This is a genomic window from Cellulomonas sp. P5_C5, assembly GCF_054049655.1.
Genome location: NZ_JBFULY010000013.1, coordinates 1 through 18,641, shown reverse-complemented (window position 1 = coordinate 18,641; position 18,641 = coordinate 1). Strand labels below are relative to the sequence as shown.

Below are 18,641 nucleotides of genomic sequence, written 5' to 3'. Positions count from 1 at the left end.
TCGGGACGACCGGGCACCGATCACGCGCGAGGTCAGGCGGCGATCGGGTCCCCGAGCAGCCGCTTGAAGAGGAACGCGGTCGCCAGGAGCACGACCGGCACGGCCACGAAGAGACCGATGCCGCAGAGGATCGCGCCGGCGAAGTAGATCACCAGGCTCAGCAGGTAGAACAGGACGGTCGTCGACAGGTTCCGGGTGACGAGCGCGTAGCTGGCCTTCAGTGCGTCCACCGGCTGGAGGTGCTTGTCGATGACGAACCAGAACACGAAGATCAGCAGGAAGTTCACGACCAGCGAGGCGAGCGGCCCGATGATCGGGAAGATGCCCAGCACCGCGTTGATCAGCGCGAGGATCAGGGCGGTCAGGATCACCGGTCCGGGCTCGACGAACTTGAAGAAGTCGCCGAAGCTCAGCTGTCGCCCCTCGGTCACGTCCAGGGCAGCGCGGATGAACGCCGCCTGGATGAGGTAGCCGACGATCGCGGCGACGGCGGAGAAGACGAACCAGCCGAACGAGAACCCGATCTGCAGGCCCGGCGCGACGCCGTCGCCGTTGCCCGTGCTGAGCAGCGCCCCGAAGCCGCCGAAGATGGCGCCCACGATCGAGAGCACCACCGCCGCGATGACGAACCAGACCAGCGCCGCGCCGATGAACAGCCCACCGGACTGCGTGAACTTCTTCCAGCCGTACGAGAAGGACTCCCCGACCGGCGACGCCTGGACGGGCGGACCGTAGCCGCCTGCCGGCGGCGGGTAGGCGCCCGGAGGGGCCTGGCCGTAGGCGGGCGGCGGCGGGTAGCCGCCCGGCGCCGGCTGACCGTACGGCGAGGACCCGGCGGGCGGCTGGCCGTACTGCGGGGAAGCAGGCGGCTGGCCGTACTGCGGGGACGTAGGYGGCTGGCCGTACTGCGGGCCKGCCGGCGGCTGGCCGTACGACGGCGCAGGCGGGACGGGCGGTGCCGGCGGGGTCGGTGCAGGCGGTGCGGGCGGCGGCTGCACCGGCGGTGTCGCGGGCGGCGGCACGGGGGGCGCGTCAGGTCCGGGCACCGGGGTCGGCTCGACGGGCGGCTCGATCGAGCCCGAACCCGTCGGAGCGGCCGGGTCGGGCGCGTTCGCGGGCTCGTCGTCGCGCGGCGGGGTCCCGCCGGGGTTCTCGCTCATGTGTGGCCTCCCTGGTCACAGGGCGGTCGTCGCCCACGGAGCAGCGAACCGGGGCGGTGCTCACGTGTCAAGGAACCGGGGCGTTCCCGGCATGTCGACACGCCCGGCGCGAGGTCGTCCAGATCGGTAGGCTGCGCCTGCCGTCACGCCGACGGCCCCGGACGAGGAGCAGCCACGATGTCGTACGAGCACCCGCAGAGCCCGCCGCCGAGCAGCGCGGACCAGACCCGGACCCTCGGCATGCTGGCGCACCTCGGCGGGATCCTCGCGTACTTCTACGCCGGCTGGGTGGCGGCCCTGGTGATCTGGCTGGTGAACCGCGAGAAGGCGAGCGCGGCGGCCGACGAGGCCCGGGTGGCGCTGAACTTCCAGCTCACCGTCCTGATCGCGCTCATCGTCTGCGCGATCGTCCGCTCGATCCCGGTCATCGGCTTCGTCGGCTGGCTGGGCTTCATCGCGGTGAGTCTGATCAGCCTCGTGCTGAGCGTCCTGGCCGCCGTCGCCGTGCAGCGCGGCGGCTCCTACCGGTACCCGTTCAGCCTCGAGCTGGTGCGCTGACAGCACGCTGGCCCGGACCGGGTCCGGGCTGCCTGGGGACGGACGCCGTCAGCTCGCGAGCGTCCGGACCACCGCGTCGGCCAGCAGCCGACCGCGTCGGGTCAGGACGATCCGTCGGCCCTGGACCGCTGCGTGCCCGTCGACGAGGCCGTCGGCCACCAGGCCCGCCACGGACGTCCGCGCGTCCTGCGGCAGGGCGTCGACCGCCAGGCCGTCCGCCAGCCGGACGCCGAGCATGAGGCGCTCGAGCAGCGCCCCGTCGCCCGTGACGGTCTCCCGCCCGGCGGCGGGGCTCAGCCCACGGTCCAGCCGGTCCGCGTACGCGCGCGGGTGCTTGACGTTCCACCAGCGCACCCCGCCGACGTGGCTGTGCGCACCGGGGCCGATCCCCCACCAGTCGTCCCCCCGCCAGTAGCTGAGGTTGTGCCGGCAGGCGTCGGCGGGCGTCCGCGCCCAGTTGCTGACCTCGTACCAGTGCAGCCCGGCCGCCTCGAACAGGTCGTCCGCCAGCTCGTACTTCGCGGCCTGGTCGTCACCGTCGGGCAGCTCGAGCTCGCCGCGGCGCACCTGGACCGCCATGCGGGTTCCCGCCTCGACGACGAGCGCGTACGCGGACACGTGGTCGACGCCCGTCGCGAGGGCCGTCTCGACGCTGGTCCGCCAGTCGTCCAGCGACTCCCCGGGCGTGCCGTAGATGAGGTCGAGCGAGACAGCCAGCCCCGCGTCCCGCGCCCAGCGCACGACGTCGGGGATCCGACGCGGGTCGTGGGTGCGGTCCAGCGTCGCGAGCACGTGCGGCACCGCGGACTGCATGCCGAACGAGACGCGCGTGAACCCGGCGTCGGCCAGCGCGGCGAGCGACTCCGGCGTCACCGAGTCGGGGTTGGCCTCCGTCGTGACCTCGACGTCGTCGGCGAACCCCCAGGCGTCCCGGACGCCGCCGAGCATGCGTGACAGGTCAGGAACAGACAGGACGGTCGGCGTGCCGCCGCCGACGAACACGGTGCTGACGGGCCGGCGCGGAAGGATCCCAGCCGCGAGCGCGATCTCCTTCAGCGCCGTGTCCGCATACGCGTGCTGGCTCGCGCCGCCGCCCAGCTCGGTCGCCGTGTAGGTGTTGAAGTCGCAGTACCCGCAGCGCACCGTGCAGAACGGCACGTGCAGGTAGACCGCGAAGGCGCGCTCGTCGGCACCCTCGAACGCCGACGCCGGAAGGGAGCCGTCGTCCGGTGCCACATCGCCCTCAGGGAGCGCGGGGCTCACTTCTTCTTCGCGTCCTTGCCGCCGGCCGACCCCGCGGGCTCGCTCGAGAGCGCGGCGATGAAGGCCTCCTGCGGCACGTCGACCCGACCGATCGTCTTCATGCGCTTCTTGCCCTCCTTCTGCTTCTCCAGGAGCTTGCGCTTGCGGGTGATGTCGCCGCCGTAGCACTTGGCCAGGACGTCCTTGCGGATGGCCCGGATGGTCTCGCGCGCGATGATCCGGGCGCCGATGGCGGCCTGGATGGGCACCTCGAACTGCTGGCGCGGGATCAGGTCCTTGAGCTTGGCGGTCATCATGACGCCGTACGCGTACGCCTTGTCCTTGTGCACGATGGCGCTGAACGCGTCGACCGTCTCGCCCTGCAGCAGGATGTCGACCTTCACCAGGTCCGCCACCTGGTCGCCGATGCGCTCGTAGTCGAGGCTCGCGTACCCGCGGGTCTTGGACTTCAGCTGATCGAAGAAGTCGAAGACGATCTCCGCCATGGGCAGCACGTAGCGCAGCTCGACGCGCTCCTCGGACAGGTAGTCCATGCCCTGCAGCTCGCCGCGCTTGGTCTGGCAGAGCTCCATGATCGCGCCGATGAACTCGGACGGCGACAGGATCGTCGCCTTGACCATCGGCTCGTTCACGTCGCCGATCTTGCCCGCCGGGAACTCGCTCGGGTTGGTCACCGTGACGACGGTCTTGTCCTCGAGGGTGACCTCGTACACGACGTTCGGGGCGGTCGAGATGAGGTCGAGGTCGAACTCGCGCTCGAGCCGCTCGCGCACGATCTCCAGGTGCAGAAGGCCCAGGAAGCCGACGCGGAACCCGAAGCCCAGTGCGACGGACGTCTCCGGCTCGTAGTTCAGCGCGGCGTCGTTGAGCTTCAGCTTGTCCAGGGCGTCGCGCAGGATCGGGTAGTCCGTCCCGTCGATCGGGTACAGACCCGAGAACACCATCGGCTTGGGGTCGGAGTACCCGCCGAGCGCCTCCGCGGCCGGCTTGCTCGCGTTGGTGACGGTGTCGCCGACCTTCGACTGGCGCACGTCCTTCACGCCGGTGATCAGGTAGCCCACCTCGCCGACGCCGAGACCCTTGGTGGGGACGGGCTCCGGGGAGATGACGCCGATCTCGAGCAGCTCGTGCGTCGCGCGCGTCGACATCATGACGATCTTCTCGCGCGGGTTCAGGTTGCCGTCGATGACCCGGACGTACGTGACGACGCCGCGGTACGTGTCGTAGACGGAGTCGAAGATCATCKCGCGCGCCGGTGCGTTCGCGTCGCCGGTGGGCGGCGGCACCAGCTCGACGATGCGGTCCAGCAGCTCCACGACGCCGGCACCGGTCTTGCCGGACACCCGCAGGCAGTCCTCGGGCTCGCCGCCGATGAGCTTGGCCAGCTCCTCCGCGTACTTCTCGGGCTGCGCGGCCGGCAGGTCGATCTTGTTCAGGACCGGGATGATCGTCAGGTCGTTCTCGAGCGCCAGGTACAGGTTGGCCAGCGTCTGGGCCTCGATGCCCTGCGCGGCGTCGACCAGCAGCACGGCCCCCTCGCAGGCGGCCAGCGACCGGGACACCTCGTAGGTGAAGTCGACGTGCCCCGGGGTGTCGATCATGTTCAGCGCGAACGCCTTGTCCTCGACGCCCCACGGCATCCGCACGGCCTGCGACTTGATGGTGATGCCGCGCTCGCGCTCGATGTCCATCCGGTCCAGGTACTGCGCGCGCATCGCCCGGGAGTCGACGACCCCCGTGAGCTGGAGCATGCGGTCGGCCAGCGTGGACTTGCCGTGGTCGATGTGCGCGATGATGCAGAAGTTGCGCAGCAGCTCGGGAGCCGTGGCCGCGGGGTGGATGCGCGACGAGGCAGCTGCACTCGGGATCGGGGACAAGCGGACTGCTCCTGGCGTCGGAGTCGGGCGGCGCAGGTGCTCGCGCCTTCCCGACGAACGGTGACCGGTGACCGCCTGTCGGCTGTCGGTGGTCTATCCCACCATGGTCCCATGACGACGGACCGTGCCGATTCGCCTGCCGCTGTTCGTGCCGCTGGTCGTGCCGCTGTCCCTGCCGATGAGCCGACCGACCTGCTGACCGTGCTCGGAGGTCTCCAGGACCAGTTCCTGGCCACCATCCCGCTCGTCGACCCGGCCACACGCGTGCCCTGGTGCGGCCGCTGGCGCGTCAAGGACCTCGTCGTCCACCTGGCCCGCATCCACCACTGGGCGGCCGCGCAGGCGCGCCGGAAGCAGGAGACGCCGCTCGGCCGCGGCCCGTTCGTGCTCGAGGACCTCTACGCCACGTGCGCCACCGAGCTGCGGGACACCCTCACCGAGCTCGGTCCCGACGCCGTCGCGTGGACGCTCGTCGAGAACGGCCCGGCCTCGTTCTGGCACCGTCGCCAGACCCACGAGACGCTCGTGCACCTGTGGGACCTGCGCACCGCGGGCAGGCTCGAGCTGGACGTCGACCCGCGGATCTGGGCGGACACCGTCGACGAGGTGGTCACCGTCATGCAGCCACGGCAGGAGCGGATGGGCCGCATGGAGCCGCTGCCCGCACCGGTCGCCCTCGTCGCCGACGACGCCGGGCGGTCCTGGCTGCTCGGCGGGTCGGCCACCCCCGCCGCCACCGTGACCGGACCCGCCGACGCGCTCGCCCTCCTGCTGTGGGGGCGCGCCACGCCCGCCGACGAGCGCCTCACCGTCGACGGCGACGCCGCCGCCCTCGACGACGCGCTCAGCCGGCGCCTGACGCCGTGACCGGTCAGGCCTCGCGCGTGATCTGCACCTGGACCTCCGCGGCCTGCGTGCCCGCACCCGCGTAGATCCCGCGCAGGGGCGGGACGTCGTCGTACGACCGACCGCGGGCGAGCACCACGTGGTGGTCACCCGCGATCACCCGGTTGGTCACGTCGTACGCGCACCACTCGCCCACCCACCACTCGACCCACGCGTGCGAGTCGCCGATCACCGTCGTGCCGACGGGAGCCTCGGAGTCGGGGTGCAGGTAGCCCGAGACGTACCGCGCCGGGATGCCGATGGCGCGCAGCGCGCCCGCGACCAGGTGCGCGATGTCCTGGCACACCCCCGCCCGCGCGGTCCACGCCTCCGAGGCGGGGGTGTGCACCGTCGTGACGCCGGGGATGTACTCCATCTCGTCGCGCAGCGCGGCGGCGACAGCGAGCGCGGCGTCCGCAGGCTCGAGGTCCGCCGCCACCCGCTGCGCCAGCTCGACGACGTCCTCCGGCGGCGCCGTCGTCGGGGTGTCCGAGAGGAACTCCGCCAACCGGTCGCGCAGCTCGACGCCACGCAGGGTGTCCCAGGTCGCCGGGGAGCGCAGCGGCGGCCGTTCCGCCACCTCGACCAGGTGCTCGGCGGTGATCACCATCGACTCGTGCGGGGTCAGCACCTCGAACGCCGAGACGGCCGTCCCCCAGTAGTCGCGGTACTCGTGCCAGCCCGTGTGCGGCTGGACGTCGATCCCCGTCTCCAGCACCGTCTGCCCCTGCTGGGACAGCGGCGTCATCCTCGCCTCGTTGTACGACGCCACCACGGCGCTGTCGTACCGGAACGTCGACGTGTGCACGACCCGCAACCTGCTCACAGTGCCTCCTCGTTCGCGAGCCTGCAGGCGACCCCGCCCTCCGGCTCGCTCACAGTGCCTCCCCCACCCAGTTCGTCGACGACGCGCTCGGGAAGTACCGGCCGCGGATCGCGTCCGAGGCGGCGGAGCAGGCGCGCTGCACCCGCTCCATCTCCTTGGGAAGCGCGTCGAGGACCTCGATCAACGGTCGGTACTCCAGGTTGGTGCGCACGTACCCGATGTGCCGCCGCGCGTCGTCGACCGCCGCCCGGTCCGACGTGCCCTCGAGGTTCGCCAGGCACGCCTCGGCCTGGTTGAGCGCGAACACGATGGACCGCGGGAACAGCCGGTCGGTCAGCAGGAAGCCTGCGGCCCGCTCGTCCGACGCGGCCCCCCGGTACATCCGCAGGAACGCCTCGTGGGCACCGCACGACCGCAGCAGCGTCGTCCAGCTCGGTCCTGCCGAGCCGGCGAGCGCGCGGGTGGTCAGCAGCCTCGCGGTCATGTCGGCACGCTCGATCGACCGGCCCAGCACCATGAAGTTCCAGGTGTCGTCGCGCGACGTGGCCGAGTCCATGATCCCGGCGACGATGGCCGCCCGCTCCCGCACCCACGTGAAGTAGTCGTGCGGGCGCCCGGGCCTCATGTGCGACGGCAGCTGGTTCCAGGTCGCGTTGAGGCACTCCCAGAGCTCGGTCGAGATGATCTCCCGCGCACGGCGGGCGTTCTCCCGCGCCGACACCAGGGAGCCCGCGATCGACGACGGTGCGAACCGGTCGTACGCGAGCATGTCCAGCACGAACTCGCGGCCCACCTCGACGTGCGCGGGCGGCGCGGCGCGGTCCATCACCGACAGCAGGGACCGGCAGGCCAGGTCCTCCTCGGCCCAGGGGTCCTCCAGCAGGATCTGCACGTGGACGTCGAGCAGCCGGGCGGTGTCGTCCGCGCGCTCGACGTACCGGCCGATCCAGAACAACGACTCCGCGATCCGGCTCAGCACGCGGCACCCCCGAGTGAGGTCGTGGTGGTCGTCGTGCGGCCCTGCTGCTGCTGCATCACCTGGGCGCGCACGTCGTTGGGATTGGAGTCGATGGGCACCGCCGAGTCCTGCGCGACGGCCTGCGGGAGGTCCGACTGGTGCCGCACGGCGCGCCGCGGGACCGCCCCACCGAGCACCCAGGTGTCCTTGGACCCACCGCCCTGCGACGAGTTCACGACGAGCTCGCCCTCGGGCAGCGCCACGCGCGTCAGCCCGCCCGGGAGCACGAACACGGACTCGCCGTCGTTCACCGCGAACGGGCGCAGGTCGGTGTGCCGGGGTCGCAGGCCGTCCTCGACGAGCGTCGGCACCGTCGAGAGCTGCACGACCGGCTGCGCGATCCACCCGCGCGGGTCCTCGCGGAGCCGCACCTTGAGGGTCGCCAGGTCGGCGGCGGACGCCTTCGGTCCGACGACCAGCCCCTTGCCCCCCGAGCCGTCGACGGGCTTCACGACGAGCTCGTCCAGCCGGTCCAGCACCTCCTCGAGCGCGTCCGGCTCCTCCAGCCGCCACGTGTCGACGTTGCGCAGGATCGGCTGCTCGCTCAGGTAGTACCGGATGAGGTCGGGCACGTAGGTGTAGACGAGCTTGTCGTCGGCCACGCCGTTGCCCACGGCGTTCGCGATCGTCACGGTGCCGTTGCGCGCGCACGTCATGAGCCCGGGACTGCCCAGGTAGGAGTCGTTGCGGAACACCACGGGGTCGAGGTAGTCGTCGTCGACCCGCCGGTAGATGACGTCGACCCGGCGCCGGCCCTGCGTCGTGCGCATCCAGACGCGCCCACCGGAGCAGAACAGGTCACGACCCTCCACCAGCTCGACCCCCATCGTGCGGGCCAGCAGCGAGTGCTCGTAGTAGGCGCTGTTGAACACCCCGGGCGTGAGCACCACCACGGTCGGCTCGTCGACGCCCGACGGCGCGGCCGCGGTCAGCGCGGCGAGGAGCCGGCGGGGGTAGTCGGCGACCGGGCGGATCCGCAGGGCGGCGAACAGCTCGGGGAACGTCTGGGCCATCGCCCGCCGGTTGGAGAGGACGTAGCTGACCCCGCTGGGCACCCGCACGTTGTCCTCGAGCACCCGCCAGCCACCCAGGCTGTCCCGGACCAGGTCGATGCCCGACACGTGCACGCGCACGCCGTTCGGCGGGTTGATGCCGCGCGCGGCACGCAGGAAGTTCGTCGACGAGACGACGACGCTGCGCGGGATCACCCCGTCGGCGATCGCGCGCTGCGGACCGTAGACGTCGGCCAGGAACGCCTCGAGCGCGCGGACACGCTGTGCCACGCCGGGTGCCACGTGCTCCCACTCGTCGCCCGCCAGGACGCGAGGCACGACGTCGAGCGGGAAGGGGCGTTCCTCGCCGGCGAAGTCGAAGGTGACGCCCTGCGCGAGGTAGGACCGGGCGAGCGTCTCGGCCCGCACGCGCAGCTCTCCGGCACTGAGCTGGGCGAGCGCTCGGTGCAGGCCGGAGTACGCCTTGAGGGATCCGCCACCGTCGGGATCGATCATCTCGTCCCATGCCGGTCCGGTCGGGTAGTCGTCGAACAGGTCGGCCATGATCCGGACAGTATCCGCCCGGTGATAACGCCGCGTTACGTGGAGTCGCACCGGCGGGTCTGTCCGGCCACGTCCTTCCCCGCACGCCCGGTACGGTCGGCCGGTGACGACGAGCTCGCGCTGGACCCGGGTACGACGAGCGTTCCGCGACGGTGTCGCCCGGCTGACCGGCACCTCGCCCGGACCGCCTGCGCGGACGGGCCTCCCCGACCACCACGGAACCGTCCGGCTCGAGTACGCCCCGGCGCTGGACGGCGACGCGGACCCCGGCGAGATCGTCTGGGCATGGGTCCCGTTCGAGGACGACCCGAGCCAGGGCAAGGACCGTCCCGTGCTCGTGATCGGTCGCGACGCGCAGGACCTGCTCGGCCTGATGCTCACCAGCAAGGACCACTCGCGCGACGTCGCCGTGGAGGCCCGGCGCGGCCACGTGTGGATGGACATCGGCGCAGGGGCGTGGGACTCCCGACGGCGGCCCAGCGAGGTGCGGCTCGACCGCGTGCTCCGCCTGCGACAGTCCGCGGTCCGGCGCGAGGGCGCCATCGTCGACCGGGCGCTGTTCGACCAGGTCGCCGTGGCGCTGCGCCGGACGCACGGCTGGTGACCCCGTGAGGCCCGTCACGCCGTTCGGCTCCGTGCCCCTCGCCTGCTAACATGGTGATTCGCGTGTCCGCCCGGGTCGGCGGGCACAAGCCCAGTTCCTCTCCGCGGGTATCCCCACGCCCTAGTCCCGGAGCTGTGCGCGCCCTCTAGACCTGTCAGATCGCTTCGGCGAACGCACAAGAGAGTCCACACGTGGCCAACATCAAGTCCCAGATCAAGCGCATCACCACCAACGAGAAGTCGCGCCTGCGCAACAAGGCGGTGAAGTCCGAGCTCAAGACGCACATCCGTCGCGTCCGCGAGGCCGTCGCCGGTGGCGACAAGGACGCAGCGTCGACGGCTCTCGTCGAGGCGTCGCGCAAGCTCGACAAGGCTGTCTCGAAGGGCGTCATCCACGAGAACCAGGCCGCCAACAAGAAGTCGGCGCTGGCGAAGTCGGTCGGCGCACTCTGATCTTCCGCTGAGCGGGTCACGGCAGGACCGTGACCGCCGGTCGCCGCGACGAGCGGCACGAGCACCGAGGAAGGCGTCACCCCGATCGGGGTGGCGCCTTCTCCGTTGTCGGCCTCCGGCGCGCGCAACGGTGACGGCGTAGCCTCCCCCGGTGTCCGGCGTCGCCTCCCCGGCGTCTCAGTCGTCCGTCGACACGGCTCCCCGCTCCGGTGCGATCACGCCGAGCACGCTCCCGACCGCACGAGGTGCCGGCCGCCCGGCGTCATCGGGCGCGGGAAACAGTGAAGGCGTCACCCCCCCTGCGGGGTGACGCCTTCACTGTTCTCCGACCTCGATCAGATCAGCGACCAGGTCTCCCAGGAGCTGAGCGGGATCGTGGGACGGAAGCCTGCTTCACGCAACGCACGGTCGTAGGCCTGCGCCGCTGCCGCGCTGTCGCCGTGCATGGCGTACCGGTCACCCAGGTCGCGCCATGCCGACGCCGACTGCCGGGACGCCGACATCATGCCCAGCAGGTCCGCGGCCGACTCGTACGCCCGCGCCGCACCCACGACGTCGCCACGCGCGTGCAGCGCGTCGCCACGGGAGAGCTGGGCGAACGCGGTCTCGAGGCGGGGCGGGTCGCCCAGCCGCTCGAGCGCCGCCGTCGCGAACCGCTCCGCGGCGTCGACATCACCGAGCAGGAGGTACGCACGCGAGCTCTCGACGTCGACACGCGCCAGGTCGAGCTCGGAACCGAGGACGGCGAGCCCGGGTGTCGCGCGCTCGATCTGGTCGAGGGCACCGCGCGGGTCCACCGGGTCCGACCGCAGCAGCAACCACGCGTAGTTGAGGCGCAGACGGGGCAGGTCGCGGTCCGCCTCACCCTCGGACAGGAGCCCGAGGGCCCGTTCCGTGTACCGCTGCGCGAGCTCGTAGTCGCGCCGCTGCTCGGCGACCAGCGCCGCGTTCCAGTAGACGCTGCCACGACCACGCGGGCTGCCGAGCGACTCGGCGAGCCGCACGAGCTCTGCGGCCCGGTGGGTCGCGTAGAGGAGGTCACCGCGCTCGACGTACGCCCACAGCACTGTGGACGCCAGACGCAGGTGCTCGTCCGTCCCGGCGAGGTCCGCCGCCTCGAGCTCGTCGAGCGTGCGCTCGCCCACCTCGACGCTGCGGTGCAGGTCGCCGGCCTCGAGGTACGACGCGACCAGCGCGTTGGCCAGCTTGGCCGACTCGACGTGGTGCGTGCGACCTCGGGAGTCCGCCAGGAGCGGCTCGAGGATCGCGACGGACCCTTCGAGGTCTCCCAGGACCTCGAACGCGTGCGCCAGCGTGGTGAGTGCGTCCACGCGGACCGACGGCGAGACGATCTCGAGGTCCAGCGCCTCGAGCCTGCGTCGCGCACCGACGGCGTCGCCCTGCGTCATGTCGAGCTTGGCGTAGTCGATCTCGAGGCGCGTGCGCGCCTCGTTGGGACCGTCCTCGCCGTGCTTCAGATACTCGAGGGTCGTGCCCAGGCGTGTAGCCAGCACGGCGAGCGCGGAGTCAGTCGGTTCACGATGACCCGCCTCGATCAGGGAGATGTAGCTGGGAGAGAACGCGGAGCCCGCGAGCGAGGTCTGGGACAACCCAGCGGCGAGCCGAGCGTCACGCACCCGGTCAGCAATCGTGGTCATGGTCAGTCATTGTATGTGTGACGTACCCCGGATGCACCACCCCCCGCAGAGACGGCGTGTCTGTGCCTCTGCTGTGCATCACGAGGATCGGGTCAGTTGATGATCCGGCAGCAGCCGCTGGCGCCACCGTTGATCACCGTGTCGTCGCCGTCGGCGAGGGCCGAGCTCGGCGCGAGGGTGAGGAACCCCAGCACGGAGAGGACCACGATGGCGGACTTGAGCGTTCTGGGCATGATGAGGTGCTCCATCTTCTTGTCGTACCGGTGTGCAGGTGGTGCCCATGATGGCCTGTGACTCGCATCGTGTCTCCCGTTACTCACCGGTCCGACCCTGAAAGGGTGAAAGATCCCGATTCCGTGCGCGCGTGGAGCGGGGTCCCGAACCTCCCTCAGAATTCCACCCGCCCGGGAGCGGTTCACAGCCGCGAACATGTGGTGTCATAGATCCCATGACACCCGACGACGCCGACGGGCGGCTCGCGCACCTCGCAGCCGCGGTGGAGGACGCCATCCCTCTTGCCCTCCGGCAGGAGTGGGCGCAGCGGATCTCGCACGAGCCGGTGCTCGTCGCGCGGCAGGGCATCTTCTCGGAGCACGGGCGCCCGTTCGCCTACCAGCTCTCGTTCCGCTCCCCCGACCAGCTCACCGCGAGCGCGATGTCATGGAGCTCCCACCAGCACGAGCGGGCGACCGCTCACGTGCTCGGCGCCACCTTCGGCCGGGCCGATCTCGAGCACGTCGCCAACGGCCGGCTGCTCTTCGTCCGGTGCCCGCGCGCCTACCTCGTGGGTGACCTGCCCATCCMCCGCCGGCCCGACCGCCTGGTGATCGAGGTGAACGACGCCGTCACGGTCGACTCCGCGGTGCTCTCAGGCATCCGCCGGCTGCGTGAGGAAGGCTTCCGCGTCGCGGTCCCGGCGTTCGTGAGCAACCCGAACCAGCGTCGTCTCCTGCCGCACGCGGACTTCGTGAAGATCGACGTGCGCGACCTGGACGTCGAAGGGCCCCCCGTGGTCCACCTCGCCCGGTCGTACGGCGCGCTGCTCGTGGCCGAGTACGTCGAGACTCCGGACACCCTGCGTCACGCACGGGACCTCGGGTTCACGCTCTTCCAGGGCAACCTGCTCGAGCGTGCCGGTGTGCTCGACCGCGCAGGCGCTCGCCGCGTCAGCCTCTAGCACCTCCGCCGACGTGCCCGGTCACAGCCCACTGCTCCAGCCGGGTGAACGGCGTCATGAATCGTCGCCGCGTCGCTCTCATCCAGTGTGACCGCGTCCGTCGTCTCCCCCGCGCTACCGTCGCGGCTCCCCATCGCGTCCCAGCCCATCTGGACGACCGACGGCCAGCTGTTCGGCAACGAGTTCCTCTACCGATCCCGCGACGGGCTCCCCGCGCAGGTCGACCGATGGCGCTCCGACCGTCAGGACGTCGCGACCGCCTCGGTGCTCGACGCCCTCTTCGGTGACGGCCCCCCGACCGCGACCACCTACGCGTTCGTGAACATCACCCGCTCGTTCCTCGTCGACGACCGCCCCCTGCCCGCCCACGCGGGTCGTCTGGTGCTCGAGATCGTCGAGTCCGTCGCGGCCGACGCTGACGTCATCGCGGGACTGGAGCGGCTGCGGAGCCGCGGGTACCTCATCGCGATCGACGACTTCGCGGCCGAGCCGAACCAGGTCGCGATGATGCCCTACGCCGACTTCGTGAAGATCGACTGCCGCGACGTCCGGCGGCAGGGTTCAGCGCTCGTGCAGCGTGCGCGGCAGTACGGCGCCCGATTGGTGGCCGAACGGGTCTCCGACTCCCTGCTCGTCGAGGAGTGTCGGGGGTGGGGGTTCGACCTGCTGCAGGGCGACGTGCTCGGCCCCGCGATCACGCTCACCGCGTAGGGACCGACCGACCGAACCGATCACGCTCACCGCACAGGCACACGACCGAGTCTCAGGAGCCGACGGCCGCCGCGACGCGCAGGACGGCCCGCTCGACCGCGAACTGCGGATCGCGGCCCTCCCCCTTGACCTCCGCGTCCGCCTGGGCGACCGCGGAGATGGCGCTGGCCAGCCCCTCGGGTGTCCACCTGCGCAGGTCCGCCATCGCGCGGTMCGTCTGCCACGGGGCGAGCCCCAGGTCCCGGACCGCGCCGGCCCCGCGGCCGCGCACCGCGGCCACCTTGGCCAGCACGCGCAGCTTGGCGGCGAGGGCGGCGACGACGGGCACAGGGTCCACGCCTGTCGCCAGCGCGTGCCGCAGCAGCGCCACGGCCTGTCCCGACTGCCCGGCGACGGCCGCGTCGGCGACGCGGAAGCCCGTCGCCTCGATCCGCCCCCCGTAGTAGCGCTCGACGGCCTCCGGGCCGATCAGCCCGGTGGTGTCGGCGACGAGCTGCGCGCACGACGCCGCGAGCTCGCGCAGGTCGCTGCCCACGGCGTCGACGAGGGCTCGCACGGCCTGCGCGTCGGCCCGGCGACCGGCACGTCGCAGCTCAGCCGTGACGAACGCGCTCTTGTCGCCGTCCGACTTGATCACGTCGCAGGCCACCGTCGGGACACCTGCCGACCGCAGCGCGTCGAGCAGCTTCTTGCCGCGCTGACCACCGGCGTGCCGCAGGACGAGGACGACCTCGGGAGGCGGGGCGGCGAGGTACGTCGTCACGTCGTCCAGCAGCTCCTCGCCGGCGCGCTCGAGACCGTCGACGACCACGACCTTGTCCTCGGCGAACAGGGACGGGCTGCTGACCACGCCGAGCGTGCCGGCCGCGTAGTCGGCGGCATCGAGCCGGGTGACCTCGACGTCGGCGTCCGCGGCGCGGGCGAGAGAGACGACCCGGTCGACGGCACGGTCCGCGAGCAGCCCTTCGGCGCCGCTGACCAGCAGGACGGGCGCCAGCTCGACCGCCTCCCACGAGACGCCGACCGTCCCCTTGGTGGCGCGGGCGGCGGGGCGGCGGGTGGCGGGAGGCACGAGCACAGCCTGCCAGAGGTCACCGACGCCGCTACCGAGGCGGCGCGCGACGGTGGACGAGCAGCCTGAGCACGCACACCCCTGCCACCGCGAGCAGGACCGCACCCGTCCACCCAGGGAGCCAGTCCACCTGCGCACCGGGCGCCGCGGCCGCGACACGACCGACGGCTCCGATCCACCAGCACGCCGCACCGGCGCCGAGGGCGAGCACCTGGGCGACGGCGAACGACCACGGAGCCACGCAGGCCGCCGCCAGCCCGAGCACCGTCGCCGGGGCCACGGCAGGGGCGGCCAGGACGTTCGCGGGGACCGCGTACAGGGACACGGCAGGCGTGAGCAGCAGGATCACCGGGGCGCACACCAGCTGTGCGGCGACCGGCAGGGCGAGCGCAGTGGCGACCGGCCGGCCGAGCGCCCCGGACCAGCGGTCGGCGAGCGGTCCGCCCAGGAGCACGAGGGCGCCGGTCGCGAGGACCGAGAGCACGAAGCCCAGCTCGCCGGCCAGCCACGGGTCCGCGACCAGCAGCAGGACGACCGTCGCCCCGAGTGCGGCGGGCGCGCGGTGCGGACGGCCGAGCAGGACGCCGAGGAGCGCCACCAGCCCCATCGCCGCCGCGCGCACGACGCTCGGCGACGGATGGACGACGAGCACCATCGCCGCCATCGCCGCAACGGTCAGGCCCACCCGGGCGAGCCGGGGAAGACGCACCGCCGAGGTCAGGGCGAGGACGAGGGCGGCGACCAGCGAGAAGTGCGCACCCGACACCGCCGTCACGTGGGTGAGCCCTGCGGTGCGCAGAGCATCCTTGAGGTCGCCGGGGACCGCAGCCGTGTCACCGACCGTGACGCCCGCGAGCAACGCTCCGGCATCACCCGGGAGCGTCTCCGCGAGCGACCGCACGCCCTCCCGGAAGCGCGACGCCGCCGCGTCCGGTGCGGACGGCGCCGACATCAGGTCCGGCGCTCCCCCGCTCAGCAGGACCGCGACCGTCCGCCGTCCCGTCTCGCCCGGGCGCAGCCTGCCGGACGCGGCGATCCGAGCACCGGGCTCCACAGCGCTCCACGACGACGGACCGAGCACGAGCACCTGGCCCGTGGCGCCGGACTCCCGCCCTCCGGCGGTGACGAGGTCGACGGCGACCAGGGAACGGACACGCTCCGGCGCACCGGGCCACGCGGGCGGGACAACCGTCGGCTCGCCGACGACGACGCCCTCCACCCGACCGATCGCACCGTCGGATGCGAGCACGGGCAGCAGACCCCCGTCGCGCGCTGCCGTCTGGCTCGCTCCCGCGCCGAGCACCGCCGCCGCCACGACGAGCCCGAGGGCGGCGACAGGGCCCCGCAGATCGCGCGGCGATGGCCGGCGGACGCCGAGACGCTCGTCGACCGCTCGCGTCGCGGCCTCCACCGGCGGCCCCTGTCGACGGCGCACCGCCACGACGGCCGCCCCGACCGCCAGGCACACGAGGCAGACCACGGCCCCGATCAGGGCCGCGCGCGACGACACCCGCACGACCACCAGGGCTGCCAGCCACGCGACGGCGGCGCCCGGGAGCAGTCGCACGTCGACCGTGATGGGTGGGTCGGCGTCCTCGCCAGGGTCCGCCGGGGCGAGCGGCGCGTGAGCCGCGCTCGCCCGCGCGGAGGCCTGGGTGAGCACGCCGTCCGGACCACGCGCAGGCGACCGCGTCGACGTGTCCGTCGGCCCGCGTCGCGCAGGAGGTGTCGTCGGCGTCGGCGACAGCGGTCCCGTCGGCAACAGCGGTGTGGTGGGCGGCAGCGGTGTCGTGGGCGGCAGCGGTGTCGTCGGTGGCAGCGGTCTCGTCGGTGGCAGCGGTCTCGTCGGCTGCGGCTGGGTCGGCGGTGTCATACCCGGACCAGGTCGCGCAGGCGTTCGAGGAGGGTCGGGCCGATGCCGGCGACGTCTGCGAGCTCGTCGACCGTCGTGAAGGGTCGGTCCTCGCGGTGCGCCACGATCCGGTCCGCCAGTACCGGACCGATCCCGGGCAGGCTGTCGAGGGAGGCGGCGTCGGCGGTGTTGAGGTCGACCAGCCCGTCCCCGCCGGCGGGCTCGGCGGCGGCGGCTTGCGCTGGCAGGTCCCCCGGCCGCGGCACCGCGATCTGTTCCCCGTCGACCAGCACACGTGCCAGGTTGAGCGAGCTGACCTGCGCTTCCGCGGTCGCACCACCGGCTGCGGCGATGGCGTCGACCACCCGAGATCCCTGCGCGAGCCGGACGACACCCGGTGCCGCTACGGCGCCGACCACATCGACGACGACCTCGGCCACCACGGTCGGGGCCTCGGAGGCCACCGGGCCGCTCGGGACGGGCGTCGGGAGGACCACCGCGGGGCCGGGTGCGAGCGCGGACGCCCGCAACGCGATCGCACCGGCGACCAGCAGGAGCACGGCCCCCGTCGCCAGGGAGAGCCGCCACGAGATCGCCCACCGGACGCGGCGGCGAGACACCGCCGCGCGGGTGGTCGGGTCACCGTGGGCTGCCGTGTAGCCAGCGGCGGCGACCTGCAGCGCTGTCGTGGTCCGCGTCGGCAGGACCTCGGCAGGACGTCGGTGCTCCGTGCGTGCCACGAGGGAAACAGGCAGCGCGCCCGATCGGGTGTCGTGCGCCACCGAGCCGAACCCGTGCACCAGCGCGGGTGGCGAGCCCGACGCGAGCCCGTCGACCGCGGGCGGGTCKAGGGCCGATGCCGGTGACTGCACCGGGGTCGGTCGCGAGCCGTGCGTGGACCCGTCGACAACCGTCGGGTCGAGTGGCGGTGCTGACGGCGAGCCCGAGGTGGACCCGTCCACGGCAGTCGGGTCGATCGTCGGTGCCGTTGACGGCGCGTGCGGCACCCAGCCGGACGCCGTCCACGGGATCGCGTCTTCGTCGCCGCCGGAGGTGGTCGTCGCGTCGCTGGACGGATCGGGGCTCCACGGTGCTGCGCCACCCGCCGGCCGGGCTCTCGGCACCGGGACCGACCCCAGAGCGGACGCGCCGGCGAGCGCTCGGGAGGCGGGTCGTGTGTGGCTGCTTGCGGGAGTCGACGCCTGCGCGACCGTCACGCGGGCGCTCGGCGCAGCCGGAGCAGCGGCGCGGCGTGCGGTAAGCGCGGTCAGGCGGTGCCGGGTGATCCGGTCGAGGTGGCGGTCACGGTGTTGCACCCGGCGAACCTAAGTTCGGCGGACGAGAGCAGGAGCCGGACCGTAAGCCGTGGTGCGCAGGCCCTCCTCGGTGCGGGCTGTGGGCGGCTCGCGTGGACGGCAGCGGCGGTCAGGAGTCCGCGACCACGATCGCGAGCAGGCCGGGACCGGCGTGCGCGGCGAGCACCGCGCTGGACTCGCAGATGGCGGTGTCCACGAGGTGGTGTCCCGCCGCGTCCGCCAGCTCGCTCGCGAGCGTCTCGGCGAGCTCGTGCTGGCCCAGGTGGTGCACGGCGGCGCGCGCACTAGGGCGCTGAGCGATCTCGGCGACGGCGAGGGCGACCAGCCGGTCGCGGGCCGCGCGCCGCGTGCGGACCTTCTCGATGACCTCGATGCGGCCGTCGTCGAGCGTGAGGATCGGGCGCAGGCCGAGCACGATGCCGATCGCGGCCGCCGGGATGCTGAGGCGCCCACCGCGGCGGAGGTGGTCGAGCGAGTCGACCAGGAACCAGACGCGCGTCGACCCGGCGACCGCGCGGCCGCGTTCGGCGACCTGGGCGCCGGACGCCAGCTGGGGTTCGACGCGTCCTCGGCCACGCCACCACGCACGCGCCGCGGCGACCGGYCCGGCGGCCGGCGGGGTCGCGGCCTCGGCCGGCGGCGGGCCCACCGAGAAG

Annotated in this window: 18 protein-coding genes; 6 read left to right on the top strand and 12 right to left on the bottom strand. The window is 72.8% G+C overall.

Going from position 1 to position 18,641, the window contains the following annotated elements:
* Nucleotides 1-32: 32 nt before the first annotated feature.
* Nucleotides 33-1,160, bottom strand: coding sequence for a hypothetical protein (locus tag ACXJKF_RS12585; RefSeq protein WP_456788053.1), 1,128 nt, complete (start codon nt 1,158-1,160; stop codon nt 33-35).
* A 177-nt stretch (nt 1,161-1,337) separates the two neighbouring features.
* Between ACXJKF_RS12585 and ACXJKF_RS12580 the strand changes: the two genes are divergently transcribed.
* Nucleotides 1,338-1,718, top strand: coding sequence for a DUF4870 domain-containing protein (locus tag ACXJKF_RS12580; RefSeq protein ID WP_456788052.1), 381 nt, complete (start codon nt 1,338-1,340; stop codon nt 1,716-1,718).
* A 48-nt stretch (nt 1,719-1,766) separates the two neighbouring features.
* Here ACXJKF_RS12580 and hemW read toward each other — a convergent pair whose 3' ends face one another.
* Entirely contained in the window at nt 1,767-2,981 is a 1,215-nt protein-coding gene (gene hemW, locus ACXJKF_RS12575) for a radical SAM family heme chaperone HemW (protein ID WP_456788051.1), read from the bottom strand.
* A complete protein-coding gene (gene lepA, locus ACXJKF_RS12570; protein ID WP_456788050.1) occupies nt 2,978-4,858 on the bottom strand; it encodes a translation elongation factor 4 in 1,881 nt (626 codons plus the stop codon). Before lepA ends, hemW begins: the two co-directional genes overlap by 4 nt.
* Nucleotides 4,859-4,969: 111 nt before the next feature.
* Between lepA and ACXJKF_RS12565 the strand changes: the two genes are divergently transcribed.
* Nucleotides 4,970-5,725 carry a maleylpyruvate isomerase family mycothiol-dependent enzyme gene (locus tag ACXJKF_RS12565; RefSeq protein WP_456788049.1) on the top strand — a complete coding sequence of 252 codons (756 nt, stop codon included), beginning with the start codon at nt 4,970-4,972 and terminating at the stop codon, nt 5,723-5,725.
* Between the two features lie 4 nt (nt 5,726-5,729).
* Here the strand turns inward: ACXJKF_RS12565 and ACXJKF_RS12560 are convergent, their stop codons facing one another.
* From ACXJKF_RS12560 to ACXJKF_RS12550, 3 genes are read right to left on the bottom strand one after another with little or no spacing between them, the layout of a single operon-like run.
* Nucleotides 5,730-6,569, bottom strand: a complete 840-nt coding sequence (locus tag ACXJKF_RS12560; RefSeq protein WP_456788048.1) for a transglutaminase family protein — start codon at nt 6,567-6,569, stop codon at nt 5,730-5,732.
* A 49-nt stretch (nt 6,570-6,618) separates the two neighbouring features.
* The gene (locus ACXJKF_RS12555; RefSeq protein WP_456788047.1) at nt 6,619-7,548 is read right to left on the bottom strand and encodes an alpha-E domain-containing protein; all 930 of its coding nucleotides are present in this window, start codon (nt 7,546-7,548) and stop codon (nt 6,619-6,621) included.
* Nucleotides 7,542-9,143, bottom strand: coding sequence for a circularly permuted type 2 ATP-grasp protein (locus ACXJKF_RS12550; RefSeq protein ID WP_456788046.1), 1,602 nt, complete (start codon nt 9,141-9,143; stop codon nt 7,542-7,544). Before ACXJKF_RS12550 ends, ACXJKF_RS12555 begins: the two co-directional genes overlap by 7 nt.
* Nucleotides 9,144-9,246: 103 nt before the next feature.
* On the opposite strand from ACXJKF_RS12550, the gene ACXJKF_RS12545 reads away from it, so the two are divergent.
* Nucleotides 9,247-9,747, top strand: coding sequence for a type II toxin-antitoxin system PemK/MazF family toxin (locus ACXJKF_RS12545; protein WP_456788045.1), 501 nt, complete (start codon nt 9,247-9,249; stop codon nt 9,745-9,747).
* A 191-nt stretch (nt 9,748-9,938) separates the two neighbouring features.
* The gene (gene rpsT / locus ACXJKF_RS12540; RefSeq protein ID WP_456788044.1) at nt 9,939-10,199 is read left to right on the top strand and encodes a 30S ribosomal protein S20; all 261 of its coding nucleotides are present in this window, start codon (nt 9,939-9,941) and stop codon (nt 10,197-10,199) included.
* Between the two features lie 335 nt (nt 10,200-10,534).
* Here the strand turns inward: rpsT and ACXJKF_RS12535 are convergent, their stop codons facing one another.
* On the bottom strand, nt 10,535-11,857 hold the full coding sequence (locus tag ACXJKF_RS12535; protein ID WP_456788043.1) for a helix-turn-helix domain-containing protein: 1,323 nt from the start codon (nt 11,855-11,857) through the stop codon (nt 10,535-10,537).
* A 92-nt stretch (nt 11,858-11,949) separates the two neighbouring features.
* The gene (locus ACXJKF_RS12530; RefSeq protein WP_456788042.1) at nt 11,950-12,105 is read right to left on the bottom strand and encodes a hypothetical protein; all 156 of its coding nucleotides are present in this window, start codon (nt 12,103-12,105) and stop codon (nt 11,950-11,952) included.
* 200 nt (nt 12,106-12,305) lie between these two features.
* On the opposite strand from ACXJKF_RS12530, the gene ACXJKF_RS12525 reads away from it, so the two are divergent.
* Together ACXJKF_RS12525 and ACXJKF_RS12520 are read left to right on the top strand one after the other, a co-directional pair.
* Nucleotides 12,306-13,034: an EAL and HDOD domain-containing protein gene (locus ACXJKF_RS12525; protein WP_456788041.1), complete on the top strand. Its 729-nt coding sequence runs from the start codon at nt 12,306-12,308 to the stop codon at nt 13,032-13,034.
* 87 nt (nt 13,035-13,121) lie between these two features.
* The gene (locus ACXJKF_RS12520) at nt 13,122-13,745 is read left to right on the top strand and encodes an EAL domain-containing protein (protein ID WP_456788040.1); all 624 of its coding nucleotides are present in this window, start codon (nt 13,122-13,124) and stop codon (nt 13,743-13,745) included.
* Nucleotides 13,746-13,797: 52 nt separating this feature from the next.
* Here the strand turns inward: ACXJKF_RS12520 and holA are convergent, their stop codons facing one another.
* From holA to ACXJKF_RS12500, 4 genes are all read right to left on the bottom strand, one after another.
* The gene (holA, locus tag ACXJKF_RS12515; protein WP_456788039.1) at nt 13,798-14,817 is read right to left on the bottom strand and encodes a DNA polymerase III subunit delta; all 1,020 of its coding nucleotides are present in this window, start codon (nt 14,815-14,817) and stop codon (nt 13,798-13,800) included.
* 31 nt (nt 14,818-14,848) lie between these two features.
* Nucleotides 14,849-16,480, bottom strand: coding sequence for a ComEC/Rec2 family competence protein (locus tag ACXJKF_RS12510; RefSeq protein ID WP_456788038.1), 1,632 nt, complete (start codon nt 16,478-16,480; stop codon nt 14,849-14,851).
* A gap of 206 nt (nt 16,481-16,686) precedes the next feature.
* A complete protein-coding gene (locus ACXJKF_RS12505; protein WP_456788037.1) occupies nt 16,687-17,541 on the bottom strand; it encodes a ComEA family DNA-binding protein in 855 nt (284 codons plus the stop codon).
* 553 nt (nt 17,542-18,094) lie between these two features.
* Nucleotides 18,095-18,641, bottom strand: a 547-nt coding sequence (locus ACXJKF_RS12500; protein WP_456788036.1) for a DegV family protein, incomplete at its 5' end; no start/stop codon positions are given.

Bases quoted from the DNA above. Each gene is read 5' to 3' on its own strand.
- ACXJKF_RS12580 (WP_456788052.1), top strand. From the start codon at position 1,338: ATGTCGTACGAGCACCCGCAGAGCCCGCCGCCGAGCAGCGCGGACCAG.
- ACXJKF_RS12565 (WP_456788049.1), top strand. From the start codon at position 4,970: ATGACGACGGACCGTGCCGATTCGCCTGCCGCTGTTCGTGCCGCTGGT.
- ACXJKF_RS12550 (WP_456788046.1), bottom strand. From the start codon at position 9,143: ATGGCCGACCTGTTCGACGACTACCCGACCGGACCGGCATGGGACGAG.
- ACXJKF_RS12535 (WP_456788043.1), bottom strand. From the start codon at position 11,857: ATGACCACGATTGCTGACCGGGTGCGTGACGCTCGGCTCGCCGCTGGG.
- ACXJKF_RS12530 (WP_456788042.1), bottom strand. From the start codon at position 12,105: ATGGAGCACCTCATCATGCCCAGAACGCTCAAGTCCGCCATCGTGGTC.